The sequence below is a fragment of the Streptomyces sp. NPDC032091 genome (assembly GCF_055580265.1).
In genome coordinates, this window is sequence record NZ_JBVILR010000009.1 from 96390 (window position 1) to 110278 (window position 13889).

Consider the following 13889-nt stretch of genomic DNA (forward strand, 5'->3'; position numbering starts at 1 on the left):
CACCCCTCCCCCCCCCCCTCCCCCCCCTCCCCCCCCCCCCCTCCCCCCCCCCCCCCCCCCCCCCCCCCCCCCCCCCCCCCCCCCCCCCCCCCGCGACCGTTTCCAGAGCTCAGTCCTTCGCTTCCGGTTGTCTCGGGGGAAGGTCCGGAACGGCGAAGAAGGGCAGCCTCAGTGCCCCGAAGGCCTCCTTCGGGACGGCCGGACGGACCGGTTCCACCGCCGCGAGGCGCCGGTACGCCTCCCCCTGCGCGGGCCGCGGGTCCGCCTCGCCGCGGTTCGGCCAGTACGACATCGCCCGCTCGGCCTGGGCCGTGATGGTCAGGGACGGGTTGACTCCGAGGTTGGCGGAGACCGCCGAGCCGTCGACCACCGAGATCCCCGGGTGCCCGTACAGCCGGTGGTAGGGGTCGACCACGCCCTCCTCGGGGGTGGCGCCGATGGGGCAGCCGCCGAGGAAGTGCGCGGTCAGCGGGGTGCCCATCAGCTCGCCGACGTTGCTGCCGGGGAAGCCGTTGATCTCCTCGGCCAGCAGGGTCGCGGCCCGGGTCGCCTCGGCGATCTGCACGGGGTTGGGGGCGCCGTGGCCCTGGCGGGCCGTCAGCAGGCCCTTGCCGGGCCCGCGGGGCTTGCGGTAGGTCGTCAGGGAGTTGTCCAGCGACTGCATGACCAGGCCGATGATGGTCCGCTCCGACCAGCGCCGGTTCGACAGGGACCGCGCCAGCTGCACGGGGTGGCGTGCGGTGCGGGCGAACCAGGCACGGACCCGGTGGGCGCTGTGGGGCACCTGGAGGACGGTCAGGAACCCCATGGCGTTGGAGCCCTTGCCGTAGCGGACGGGCTCGATGTGGGTGTCGGCGTTCGGGTGCACGGACGAGGTGATGGCCACGCCCCGGGTGAAGTCGGCCCGGGCCTCGCCGGGGTGGCGCCGGCGGTAGCGGCGGTCGTCGGTCTGGGCACCGACCAGGCCCTCGGAGTTGGTGCGGGTCAGGTCGCCGAGCCGGTCCGAGAGACGGGGCAGTTCGCCGCGGTCCTTCATGGTGTGCAGCAGGGTCTGGGTGCCGTACGTCCCCGCCGCGACGACCACATGACGGGCGCGCAGCACCTTGGCGCGGCCGGAGCGGCGGTGGTCGGTGGGGACGGTGCGCACGCGGTAGCCGCCGTCGGGGTGTTCGGCGAGGGCGGTGACGGTGGTCATGGGGTGGATGACGGCGCCGGCGCGTTCGGCCAGGTGCAGGTAGTTCTCGTTCAGGGTGTTCTTGGCTCCGTGCCGGCAGCCGGTCATGCACTCGCCGCATTCGGTGCATGCCGTGCGGGCGGGCCCGGCGCCGCCGAAGTAGGGGTCGGGGACCTCCTGCCCGGGGCGGACCTTGCGCTGCCCCTCGGCGTCCTCGCCGTCGCCGAAGAAGACGCCGACGGGCGCCATGTGGAAGGTGTCGCCGACGCCCATCTTCTCGGCGGCCGCCTTGAGGTGGACGTCGGAGGGGGTCATCGTCGGGTTGAGCCGTACCCCGAGCATCCGCTTGGCCTGCTCGTAGTACGGGGCGAGTTCCGCCTGCCAGTCGGTGATGGAGGCCCACTGCCGGTCCTCGAAGAAGGCGGCGGGCGGCACGTAGAGGGTGTTGGCGTAGTTGAGGGAGCCGCCGCCCACGCCGGCGCCCGCGAGCACCATCACGTTGCCGAGCAGGTGGATGCGCTGGATCCCGTACAGCCCGAGGGCGGGTGCCCACAGGTAGTTGCGCAGGTCCCAGCTGTTGCGGGGCAGGCTCTCGCGGGTGAAGCGGCGGCCTGCCTCCAGGACGCCGACCCGGTAGCCCTTCTCGGTGAGCCGCAGCGCCGAGACCGACCCTCCGAAGCCCGATCCGATGACGATGACGTCGTAGTCGTATGCGTGGTCGTACGACACTGCGCGGTGCCTCCCGGCGGTCGGTCGTGCCTGTGCCCTGGGGTGCTGCGGTGACTGGTGCGGCGGCGTGCGGGCGGCCTGCGGTTGCCTAGCGGAAGCGGAGGGCCTTGAGGACCTTGAGGCTGCGGGTCATGAACTCGGCGTACCGCGCGTCGTCCATGCCCAGCGAGGGCGCCATCGGCAGCAGCCGCTGGTGGGCCACGGTCTGGGCCTCGGTGTACTTGAGGATGCCCTCGGAGCCGTGCCGGCGGCCGAGCCCGGAGTCCTTCATGCCGCCCATGGGGGCCTGGGCGCTGCCGTAGGCGGGGGCGTAGCCGTCGTTGATGTTGACGGTGCCGGTGCGCAGGCGGGCGGCGACGGCGTGGCCGCGGCGGGCGTCCTTGGTCCAGACGCTGGAGTTGAGGCCGTAGGCGGTGGCGTTGGCCTGGGCGACGGCCTCGTCCTCGTCGGTGAACCGGTAGATCGAGACGACCGGGCCGAAGGTCTCCTCGGCGCAGACCGCCATGGGGGTCTCGACCCCGTCGAGGATGGTGGGCTCGTAGAAGAGGGGGCCGATGTCGGGGCGGGCCGTGCCGCCGGCGACGAGGGTGGCGCCCTTGGCGACGGCCTCGTCGACGTGCCGCCGCACGGTCTCCAGCTGCCGTTCGCCGACGAGGGAGCCCATGTCGGCGCCGTAGGCGAGGGAGGCGCCGAGCCGCATGGCCTTGGTGCGGGCGGCGAAGCGCTCGACGAAGGCGTCGGCTATGGAGGCGTGGACGTAGAGCCGCTCGATGGAGATGCACAGCTGGCCGGCGGAGGAGAAGCAGGCGCGGACGGCTCCGGCGGCGGCCTTCTCCACGTCGGCGTCGTGCAGGACGAGCATGGCGTTCTTGCCGCCGAGTTCGAGGGAGACCCCGACGAGGCGGGCGGCGGCGCCCTGGGCGACCTCGCGGCCGGTGCGGGTGGAGCCGGTGAAGGAGACGTAGTCGGCGTGCCGGACCACCTCGGGGCCGACGACGGGGCCCTCGCCGAGGACGATCTGGAAGACCTCGGCGGGCAGGCCCGCCTCGATGAGCAGGTCGCGGGCCCACAGGGCGGTCAGCGCGGTCTCGGTGTCGGGCTTCATGACGACGGCGTTGCCCGCGACGAAGGCCGGCAGGGCGTCGCCGACGGAGAGTTCGAGGGGGTAGTTCCAGGGGGCGATCTGGCCGACGACCCCGCGCGGCTGGCGCAGCTCGGTGACCTTGGTGAGGGTGGGCATGGCGCCCGTGTGGCCCTTGGGGCGCAGGTAGGAGGGGGCCTTGCGGCCGTAGTGGCGGGCGGCGACGGCGACGGCCTGGACCTCTTCGTGGGCGTGCAGGCGGGCCTTGCCGGTCTCCAGCTGGATGAGGTCGAGGACCTCGGACTGGCGGGCGAGGACCAGGTCGTGGAAGCGCAGCAGGACGGCGGCGCGCTGCCGCACGGGCAGCGCGGCCCAGGCGGGCTGGGCGGCGCGGGCCCGGGCGAAGGCCTCGGCCACGTCCTCGGGGGTGGCCTCGGGGAGGTCCGCCAGCTTGGCCCCGGTGAAGGGGGTGTGGTTGGCGGTGCTGCCGGAGCCGATGACTCCGCGGGTGAGCCGGGTGACGAGGGCGGGTGTCACCACGTCGGCGGCGGTACGGGCGCCCGCCGGCGCCGGGGCGACCGGGTTGGTGGGCCCGGGTGCGGAGCGGAGGGGGGCGGCAGCAGCCTTCGAGTCCGTCATGGCGGTGAGCGTATTGCGCCCGGGGGGCTTTGGGTACCCGTGGGTAACCGGATTTTGCCAAGTGTGCCAGTAATCGCTGGCGCGGTGACCGGTCAGCCCTTCTTCGGTGCCGGTTCCCAGCCGCTGAGGGCCGTGTCGAACCGCTGGCGGGTCGTCGCCCAGTCCTCGGCGGGGCCCGTCATGTAGATCGCGTACTCGGTGCCGTTCTTGTCGACGTACATCTGCTCGATGGCCCGGCGCGGTCCGGCGTGCACCCCCTTCTCGGTCCACGTGAAGTCCCACAGCACGGCCTGGGTGGTGTCCCGGAAGGTGTTCGGGTTGAGCTTCTGCCGCTTGTAGTCCGTCCGCTTCGCCACCTGCTTCTCCAGGTCGAGCAGGTGCGCGTACGGGTTCGGGTAGTCCGGGGTGGGGTCGGCGGCGATCCGGATGTAGTGCTTGCCGTTGTCCCCGGTGTAGTCGATCTGGTTGCCGTCCACCTGGCGGGTCCAGCCCTCCGGGACGAACAGGGTGAAGCCCGCCGGGTCGGTGACCTCGGTGTAGCCCTGCGGCGGGGCGTCGGCACCCGCGTCCTGTCCGTCGGGGGCGGAGACGTTCTTGTCATCCGGACCCGCGTTGTCCGGGGCGTCCCCCCCGGTCAGCTTCAGCACGCCGAAGACCCCGCCGCCGCCGAGAAGCGCCGCGACGAGGGCGACCCCCGCGATCCGCCGCAGCCGGCCCGGCGTGCGCCAGGCGGGTGCCGGCGGCCGCTCGGCGGGCTCGGTGGCCGCCGTCCGGGCGGGCGCGGGCTCCGGCGCCGGGGGGACGGCCTCCCGGGCGGGGGCCCGTTCCTCGGCGCTCACCGCGCGGGTGGGCACGTACGCGTGCGCCGCCTTGGGCTCGCGGCCCTCCATCGCCTCGATCAGCATCCGCTCGGCCTCCGCCGCCGAGGGCCGCTCGGCCGGGTCCTTGCGCAGCAGGGCGGTGATGACCGGGCCGAGGGCGCCGGACTGGCGCGGGACCGGCGGCTCGTCGTTGACCACGGCCTGGAGGCTGGAGATCGGAGACGTCCGGCGGAACGGCGAGCGGGCCTCGACGGCCGTGTACAGGGTGGCGCCCAGGGACCACAGGTCCGAGGACGGGTCGGGGGCGCCGCCGGTCACCCGCTCGGGGGCCAGGTAGTCGATGGAGCCGACGAGTTCACCGGTCCGGGTGATGGAGGAGTCGCCCTCGATCGCCGCGATCCCGAAGTCGGTGAGCAGCACCCGGCCGTCCTTGGCCAGCAGCACGTTCCCCGGCTTGACGTCCCGGTGCATGACGCCGACCGCGTGCGCGGCGCGCAGCGCGCCCAGGACGTGCAGGCCGATCCGCGCCGCCTCGCGGGGCTCGATCCGCCCGGCCGCCTTGGCGGCCTCGGCGAGGGAGGGGCCGTCGACGTACTCCATGACGATCCACGGCCGGTCGTCGTGGTCCAGCACGTCGTGGACGGTGACGACCGCCGGGTGCTGGATCCTGGCCGCCGCCCGGGCCTCCTTCTGCGTCCGGGCGTGCAGGACCTCCCGGTCGGCCTGGGCCACGTACAGGACCGCCGTCAGTTCCTTGACGGCGACCGTCCTGTGCAGCAGCTCGTCGTGGGCGCGCCACACCTTGCCCATGCCACCGCTGCCGATCGGCTCCACGAGCCGGTACCGGCCCGCGAGTACCGCGCCCGCGCCTGTCTGCTGTTCCACGAATTCCCGCCGCTCTGTGCACTCCGGGCCAGATTACGGAGCCTGCGCGCCGTGCCGGAACCGGGCGTGGCCGGTGAGACAGCACTGTGACGCAATCGCCGTACTGATCGGCCGTCAGCCTCCGGCCTGGTAACTGGCCGTGGCCTTGTCGAAGACGTCGGTGACCCGGTCCTGGTTGTCCTCCGGTCCCGTGACCATGACCACGTGGTAGGCGCCCCCGAGCGCGACGACGAAGTTGCGGGCGAGCAGGGAGCGTCCCGCCGCGTCGATCCACGTGTAGCGGCCGGTCACCCGCAACTGCTGGCCCACCCGGGTGGACTTCACGTCACCGCCGGAGGCCCAGGTGGAGTTGCGGTAGGGGGCCAGCTCCGCCTCCTTGTCCTTCTGGTAGCCGATCGGGTCCGGGGAGCCGCCCTCGACCCGGTCCCGGCCGGGGACCACGATCAGGGTGAACTGGCCCTGGGTGTAGCGGACCTGGCCGGCCTCGTTGAGCGACTGCCGCTCCCACCCGTCGGGGACGGCGACCGTGAAGTGCGCCGGGTCCTGCTGGAGGGTGTAGCCCTCGGGGGCCTGCTGCGCCGGCGGCTGCGCGCCGGAGGGCCGCGGCGCCGGCTGCGACTGCTGCGGGGGCTTCCCGGTCTTGGGCGCTGCCGGGGTGGAGGGCGCCGGGCTCTGGGCGGCCGTGGGCTGCCGGTCCCGGCCGGCCTCCCGGTCGTCGGAGCCCGGCAGGAACAGCATCGCGTACGCCACCCCGGCCGCGAGCAGCGCCAGGACCCCGACCAGCAGGGTCCGGCCGAGGGAACGCGGCGTGCGTGGGGCGTCGCGGTTGCGGTGGCGGCCGTGCACGTCCCCGCGGCGGCGCACCTCGGGCAGGCGGGCTGGGTCCGGCTCCGGGAGCGGGAGGACGAACGCGCCGTCGGGTTCGGGGGCGGAGCGGACCAGCGAGCGCAGCCAGCCGCGCAGCTCCTCGAAGTCGGGCCGCTCGGTGGGGTCCTGGCGCAGCAGGGACTCCACGACCGGGCGCAGCGGGCCGCATTCCTCGGCGAAGGCGGGGGGCTCGGCGCAGACCATGTCCACGAGCTCCGCGACGCTCTCCTCCGGGTACGGGGCGTGGCCCTGCACGGCCCGGTACAGCAGGGCGCCGAGGGCCCAGAGGTCGGTGGCGGGGCCGACGGGCGCGGCCAGCTGCCAGGGGCCGCCGTGGACGGGGCCGGCCTGTTCGGGGGCCCAGCGTTCGGTGACGGGCCCGACGACGGCCATCCGGGTCTGCCGGGCCCGCTCGGCGTCGAGCCCGGTCCGGGGCCCGCCGCCGCCCTGCCCGGGACCTCCGCCCCAGGATCCGGCGGCCCCGGACCCGTCGGCCCGGGCGGGCGCGGGGGGCCGGGGGGCCGGGGGGCGGGGCGTACGGGCTTCGGGGGCGCGGGGGCCCGGGACGGCAGGGGCGGCGGATCCGGCGGGGTGCCGCCGGACGACGGGCAGGGCGGCGGTGGCTTCGGGCGGGTTCCCCTCGGAGGCGCCGCTCGCGGGCCAGGGCCGGCCCTCGCCCGGGCGGGTGGCGGGCGGCGGGGGGTCGGCCTGGTGGTAGCCCTGCGGGAGGGCGAGCGCCGCCGGCAGCGCGGGCCGGGGCGGTTCGGCGGGCGGCTCGGCGGGCGGCTCGGGCCGCTGCGGGCCGGGCTCCGCGGACGGGGCCCTCTCCGGCTGCGGGGAGGGGCTCTGCTCCGGGCGGCGGGGGGCGGCGCCGTGCCAGGGGGTGGCGGCGGTGTCCGGACCGCCGTACGGGTACGCGTACTCCTGCGGCAGGTCGGCGCCGGTCGGCGGGAGCTTCGGGACGACCACCGGTCCCCGTACCCCGCGCTCCTGGGCCACCTTCTCGGCGGCGGCCCGGGAGCCGGCCCGGTAGGCGGCGATGGTCCCGGCGCGGGCGGCGGCCAGGGCGTCGTCCAGGGTCCCGGCGGGCCGGGCGGCGGGGCCGGACGGGGCGGGCGGGGCCGGGGGCCCGGACGGAACCGGGGGCTCCGGCGGGGCGGGCGGGGCGGGCTCCGGGAGGATGTGGTCGGAGTAGCGCGGCCCTGTGTCGTACCCGGGCGCCACCAGCGGGGCGTACTCGGGCCGAAGTCCGCCGGGGCCGTCGGGCGGGGCCTCCCAGGGAGCGGCCGAGGGGTCCGGGTCCGTACCGCCGCCGTCCCCGGGCTCCTCCGGCGGCACCGGGTCGTAGCCGCACAGGGCGTCCTCGGCGGCTCCGGCGGCGAGCCCGGTGAGCACGACCCGGCCGTCCTCGCATATCAGGACCGTGCGGACGGTGATGTTGCGGTGCGTCCAGCCGTGCGCGTGCAGCACCCGCAGGGCGGTCAGCACGTCCGAGGCGACCTCCGCCGCCCGGTAGGGGTTCAGCGGTTCGTCGGCGATCAGCGCGGCCAGCGGCCTGGCGGGGACGAGTTCGCTCACTATCCACAGCGACCCGTCCTCGGCGAACACGTCGAAGACCTGGTCGAGGCGCGGATGGTCCGGTACGGACGCGGCGGCCTGGGCGGCGGCGATCGCCCGGCGCACCGCGGGGAGTTCCCCGGTGGAGGCCGGCGCCGCACGGGTTCCGTCCAGCAGTTCGGCGTCCACGACCTCGGGCAGCGGCACGTGCCGGACCAGGACTTCCTGCCCCGTACGGGTGTCGAAGGCGCGGGTCTCGATCAGCTCGTGGGCGTCGGACGGCGGCAACGGCAGGCGGTAGCGGTCGGCCAGGATCCGGCCGGCGTAGTCCTCCACATCGCCTCCCCCGAGTGCGGTGGGTCCCCCAGGGCCCCCGCTGACACGATACGTGGCCGGGGCCGCCCGCGTCCCGGGCTTGCGAGGGCCGTCAGCCCAACTGCTGGAAGGTGTCGAAGGCGGTGTTGCGGATCTGCGTGCATTCGGGGCCGTCCCACTGGTCGGACGGGCAGCTGATCATGATGGCGTAGCCGTTCCTGGCGTCCGCCCTGAAGCCGCGGTCGAGCACGCGGATCTTCATGCCCTGGTCCTCGCGCTCGAACTCCAGGTCGGCGACGGTGGGGTAGCCCCGGTATTCGACGGGTTCGAGGCGGATCTGGTGGTAGTTCTTGCTGCTGCCGGCCAGGCCCGGGACCATCTCGGTCCAGGCGGCGCGGGCGTCGCTGCCCGGGGTGTCGGTGTGGTCGACCTGGATACGGGGGTAGCCGCCGGAGCGGCTGTATATCGCGCCCGAGTTCTTCCCGGCGGTGCCCGTCTGGTGGAAGCCGTCGGGCATCGCCATGGCGAACTGGAAGCTCAGGTCCGTCACCTTCGTGAACCCGGCGGGCAGTGCGCCGCCGGAGCCGGAGCCGCCCGGGCTGGCGCCCTGGCCCTGGCTCTGCCCCTGCCCCTGCTGCTGGTTCTGGGCGGGGTCGGCACCGGGGCTCGCGCCCGACGCGGCCGGGCCCGGGCTGCCGCTCGCGGCCGGGGTCGGGGCGGGCGAGGAAACCTGGGACGCGGCCGGGGAGTTGCCCGGGGACCGGTCGGCGGAGGCCGACGGGGTGGCCCCGCCCTTGCCCTCGTTCTTCCGGCCGTCGTCGTCCTGGCCGCTGACCGCGTAGGCGATGAGCGAGCCGATGACCGCCAGCACCACGACCACGCCGGCTATGGCGAGGACGATGGTGCGGCGCGGCATCACGTCGGTGAGCGATGCCGGGGCCACCGTCGAGGGCCGCTGCGGGGCCTCGGTGGCGGAGGCGGCCGCCGCCTCGGCGGCCGCCGCCTTGCGGGCGGCCTTCAGCGCGGCGCGGGTGCGGTCGCGCTGCTCGCGCTCGCGGCGCTCGCGCTCCTTCTTCGCCGCCTTCTCGGCGGCCTTCTCCGCCTCCGCGTCGGCCTTGCCGAGGGAGATCGGCCGGGTCTCCTCGACGGCCGGGACGGGCTCGGGCGCCGGCGCGGGCTCGGGGGCGTTGATCACGGCGGTGAGCATCGACCGGGCCCGGTCCTCGTCGAGCCGCAGGGCCGGGTCCTTGACCAGCAGGCCGTAGATGACCTCCGTCAGCGCCGGACCGGCGTTCTTCGGCGGGTCGACGGCCTCGGTCATCACCGCGGTGAGGGTGGCGAGCGCGGAGCCCTTGTCGTACGGGGGCACGCCCTCGACGGCCGCGTACAGGAGCCCGCCGAGCGACCACATGTCGGCGGGCGGGCCGGGCTTGTACCCGCGGGCGCGCTCGGGGGAGATGTACGAGGGCGCTCCGACGAGCATGCCGGTGGAGGTGATGGAGGGGTCGCCCTCGACCTGGGCGATGCCGAAGTCGGTGAGGACGACGCGGCCGCTGGCGGCGATGAGCACGTTGGAGGGCTTCACGTCGCGGTGCAGGATGCCCTGGCGGTGCGCGGCGCGCAGGACGTCGAGCACGGCGAGCCCGACCTCGGCGGCGCGGCGCGGGCTCAGCGGGCCGTTCTCGCGGACGAACTCGGCGAGGGAGGGGCCCTCGATGAGCTCCATGACGATCCACGGCCGGGCGTCTTCGTCGACGACGTCGTAGACGGTGACGGCGCCCTCGTTGCGGATCCGCGCGATGGCCTTGGCCTCGCGGAGGGTACGGGTGATGAGGCGGCGCTTCTCGTCCTCGTCGACGCCGCCGCCGAAGCGGAGTTCCTTGACGGCGACGGTCCGGCCGAGCACCTCGTCCTCGGCCCGCCACACGGTGCCCATGCCGCCCCTGCCGAGCACGGCCCCGAGCCGGTAGCGGCCCGCGAGCAGCCGCCCCTTGCGCTCGCCGTCGGCGGAGGCCTCCGGCTCCACGCCGTCCTCGCCCCGGTCCACCAGAGCGCCCTTCCCGGCCGGAGCCCGCTTCCCGGACGGGACTTCGTCCTCGGGCGCGGAGCCGGCGTCCGGCTGCGCGGCGGTCGGCTCTTCCGTCGCGGCCGCCGGTTCTTCCGTCGCGGCGTCAGCAGCCTTGCCGGCCGCGGGGGCCGCGTCCTCGGGCGCCTCGGACGCGGAGGTGCCGGTCCTCGGCCGGGGCACGGACGCGGCGGCCGGCTCGTCGCCGGAGCCGTCCTTCGCCGCCCGGGCGGATCCGTCCCGCACGGCGTCAGAACCGGGCCGGGCGGCCGACTTGGCCGTGCCACCGCCCTCGGAGGCACCCGCAGTTTCGGACTCCGCCGCAGGCGGCCCGGCAGGCGCCTCGGCAGGCGACTCGGTGTGCTCCGGCTTCGACATGCGTCCCCTCTGCGATCGTGCAGCCTGCCCCGGCTGCCCCCGGCAGCCACCGGGGGCAAGGTAACCCACCCCGGCAGAAACCTCATTGTTGCTCACTCCGCATCGGACGGGAGCCCCGGGTCCGGCGGTTCCCCCTTCCGGATCGCGGAGTCAGAGCGGCACGATGTCGGGCGCCCCCAGCCGGGCCGCGTCGGCCGTCTGGTCGTCCGGCTGGCGCTGGGATTCGCGCTCCGCCTGCACCCGCTTCTCGTAGTGCTCCACTTCGTTCTCCGTCTGCCGCTTGTCCCAGCCCAGCACCGGAGCCATCAGTTCGGCGCACTCGCGCGCCGACCGCGTCCCCCGGTCGAAGGTCTCGATCGAGATCCGCGTCCGCCGGGTCATGACGTCGTCCAGGTGCCGGGCGCCCTCGTGCGACGCGGCGTAGACGACCTCCGCCCGCAGGTAGTCCTCCGCCCCGGTCAACGGCTCCCCCAGCGCGGGGTCGTCCGCGATCAGGCCGAGCAGTTCCTCCGTCAGGGATCCGTAGCGGTTCAGCAGGTGCTCCACCCGCACCACGTGCAGCCCGGTCCGCGCGGCGAGGCGGGCCCGGCCGTTCCACAGGGCCCGGTAGCCTTCCGCGCCCACCAGCGGCACGTCCTCCGTGACGCACTGGGCCACCCGCTGGTCCAGCCCGTGCACCGCCTCGTCGACGGCGTCCTTCGCCATGACCCGGTACGTCGTGTACTTGCCGCCGGCCACCACCACCAGCCCCGGCACCGGATGGGCGACCGTGTGCTCGCGGGAGAGCTTGCTCGTGGCGTCCGACTCGCCCGCCAGCAGCGGCCGCAGGCCCGCGTACACCCCCTGGACGTCGTCCCGGGTCAGCGGCACCGCCAGCACCGAGTTGACGTGCTCCAGCAGGTAGTCGATGTCGGCGCTCGACGCCGCCGGGTGCGCCTTGTCGAGGTCCCAGTCCGTGTCCGTGGTGCCGACGATCCAGTGCCGGCCCCACGGGATCACGAACAGCACCGACTTCTCGGTCCGCAGGATCAGCCCGGTGTTCGAGTGGATCCGGTCCTTCGGGACCACGAGGTGGATGCCCTTGGACGCCCGTACGTGGAACTGTCCGCGCTCCCCGATCAGCGCCTGGGTGTCGTCCGTCCAGACCCCGGTCGCGTTCACCACCTGCTTGGCGCGGATCTCGTACTCCCCGCCGCCCTCCACGTCCCGCACCCGGGCCCCGACCACCCGTTCGCCCTCGCGCAGGAAGCCGGTCACCCTCGCCCGGTTGGCGCAGTGCGCCCCGTAGGCGGCGGCCGTCCGGACCAGTGTGGTCACGTAGCGGGCGTCGTCCATCTGGGCGTCGTAGTACTGCAGGGCCCCGACCAGGGCGTCCTTGCGCAGCGCCGGCGCGATCCGCAGCGCCCGCTTGCGCGACAGGTGGCGGTGGGTGGGCAGGCCGCGCCCGTGCCCGCTGGAGACCGACATCGCGTCGTACAGGGCCACGCCCGAGCCCGCGTAGAACCGCTCCCACACCCTGTGCTGGAGCGGGTACAGGAACGGCACGGGCTTCACCAGGTGCGGGGCGAGGCGCTCCAGCAGCAGCCCGCGCTCCTTGAGGGCCTCGCGGACCAGGGTGAAGTCGAGCATCTCCAGATAGCGCAGGCCGCCGTGGATGAGCTTGCTGGAGCGGCTCGACGTCCCCGACGCCCAGTCCCGCGCCTCCACCAGCCCGGTCGACAGGCCTCTGGTCACCGCGTCGAGCGCGGTGCCCGCGCCGACCACGCCCGCGCCGACGACCAGCACGTCCAGTTCCCGCTCGGCCATCCCGGCAAGGGCCTCCGCGCGCTGCGCGGGCCCCAGTGTCGCTGTCCTCACGGCTGCCTCCCGTTGGTGCGGGCGAACCCGCTCGATGCGGGTGATCCCGCTCACATTCCCCGTTTTCCGATTCTGACCGGCCGCTCCGACATCAGCCACCGGCTGTGGACAACACAGGGATGGCCACAACCCCAGAATGCGACATATCTGTCATATATACGCCTAGTCTGACATTGCGCCAGCTCCATTCGTCCACAGGACTTGCGCGCACCGCCATCTCATGCATGCCAGGGAAGGGAAGGGACGGCCCCCCATGCCCGCAGATCTCGCCGTCATCGGACTCGGCCACCTCGGCCTCCCCCTCGCCCAGGCGGCCGTCGCCGCCGGGATCGAGACCGTCGGCTACGACAGCGGCCCCGCCACGGACAGCCCCCTCACCGCCGCCGAGATCCGCCGCATGTCGGCGGCCGGCTTCCGCGTCACCACCAACCCCGCCGAACTCGGCCGGGTCCGCACCGCCGTCATCTGCGCCCCCACCCAGCTCGGCGCCGACCGGGCGCTCGACCTCGACGCCGTCGGCACGGCCGGCCGCACCCTCGCCGCCCGCCTGCGCCCGCACACCACCGTGATCCTGGAGTCCGCCGCCCACCCCGGGGTCACCGAGGACTACCTGCGGCCGATCCTCGAAGAGGGCTCCGGCCTGCGCGCCGGACGCGACTTCCACCTGGCCTACTCCCCCAGCCGCCTCGACCCCGGCAACCGGACCCACACCATCGCCAACACCCCCAAGGTCATCGGCGGCCTCACCCCCGCCTGCACCGAGTCCGCGCACGCCTTCTACGCCCGCCTCACCGAGAAGGTCGTCCGGGCCCGCGGTCTGCGCGAGGCCGAGACCGTCCAGCTGCTGGAGACCAACTACCGGCACGTGAACATCGCCCTCATGAACGAGATGGCGGTCCTCTGCCACGACCTCGGCGTCGACCTCTGGGACGTCATCCGCTGCGCCGAGACCAAGCCGTACGGGTTCCAGGCCTTCCGCCCCGGCCCCGGAGTCGGCGGCCACGGCGTCCCCCTGGACCCGAACTACCTCCCCCACACCACCCGCACCCCCGGCCACCCCCTGCGCATGGTCGGGCTGGCGCAGGAGATCAACGACCGGATGCCGCAGTACGTCATCCAGCGCTGCGCCACCCTGCTGAACGAGCACGGCAAGTCCGCCCGCGGCGCCCGCGTCCTCCTCCTGGGCGTCACCTACAAGCCCGACCTCCCCGACCAGGAGGGCTCACCCGCCCCGGAGATCGCCAGCCGCCTCCTCGACCTGGGAGCCCTGATCAGCTACCACGACCCGTACATCCCGGGCTGGCGGGTCCGCGACCGCCCCGTCCCGCGCGCCGACTCCCTCTACGAGGCCGCCGCCAACGCCGACCTGACGATCCTGCTCCAGCACCACCGCACGTACGACATGCAGGGCCTGGCGGTGAAGGCCCAGCTCCTCCTGGACACCCGGGGCGCCAGCCCGGCGGGCGCGGCCCACCGCCTCTGACCGGCCGGCCCCCTGCTAGCCTGCGGCGTCACTTATCT

The 13889-nt window shown here is 74.7% G+C and carries 7 protein-coding genes; 1 reads left to right on the forward strand and 6 read right to left on the reverse strand.

The genetic code is table 11. The features are described 5' to 3' along the window. Nucleotides 1-109: 109 nt before the first annotated feature. The 6 genes from ACZ5NJ_RS16855 to ACZ5NJ_RS16880 form a co-directional block, all read right to left on the reverse strand. Nucleotides 110-1903 carry a GMC oxidoreductase gene (locus ACZ5NJ_RS16855; protein WP_468765644.1) on the reverse strand — a complete coding sequence of 598 codons (1794 nt, stop codon included), beginning with the start codon at nt 1901-1903 and terminating at the stop codon, nt 110-112. Nucleotides 1904-1991: 88 nt separating this feature from the next. Next, on the reverse strand, nt 1992-3623 hold the full coding sequence (locus tag ACZ5NJ_RS16860) for a succinic semialdehyde dehydrogenase (RefSeq protein ID WP_468765645.1): 1632 nt from the start codon (nt 3621-3623) through the stop codon (nt 1992-1994). A 92-nt stretch (nt 3624-3715) separates the two neighbouring features. Continuing rightward, nucleotides 3716-5329, reverse strand: coding sequence for a serine/threonine-protein kinase (locus ACZ5NJ_RS16865; RefSeq protein WP_468765646.1), 1614 nt, complete (start codon nt 5327-5329; stop codon nt 3716-3718). 114 nt (nt 5330-5443) lie between these two features. Next, nucleotides 5444-8089, reverse strand: a complete 2646-nt coding sequence (locus ACZ5NJ_RS16870; protein ID WP_468765647.1) for a protein kinase — start codon at nt 8087-8089, stop codon at nt 5444-5446. A gap of 91 nt (nt 8090-8180) precedes the next feature. After that, on the reverse strand, nt 8181-10511 hold the full coding sequence (locus ACZ5NJ_RS16875) for a serine/threonine-protein kinase (RefSeq protein ID WP_468765649.1): 2331 nt from the start codon (nt 10509-10511) through the stop codon (nt 8181-8183). Between the two features lie 150 nt (nt 10512-10661). After that, nucleotides 10662-12368 carry a glycerol-3-phosphate dehydrogenase/oxidase gene (locus tag ACZ5NJ_RS16880; protein WP_468765651.1) on the reverse strand — a complete coding sequence of 569 codons (1707 nt, stop codon included), beginning with the start codon at nt 12366-12368 and terminating at the stop codon, nt 10662-10664. A 253-nt stretch (nt 12369-12621) separates the two neighbouring features. Here ACZ5NJ_RS16880 and ACZ5NJ_RS16885 point away from each other — a divergent pair, with 253 nt between their 5' ends. Next, nucleotides 12622-13851, forward strand: coding sequence for a nucleotide sugar dehydrogenase (locus tag ACZ5NJ_RS16885; RefSeq protein ID WP_468765653.1), 1230 nt, complete (start codon nt 12622-12624; stop codon nt 13849-13851). The last annotated feature ends 38 nt before the right edge of the window (nt 13852-13889 follow it).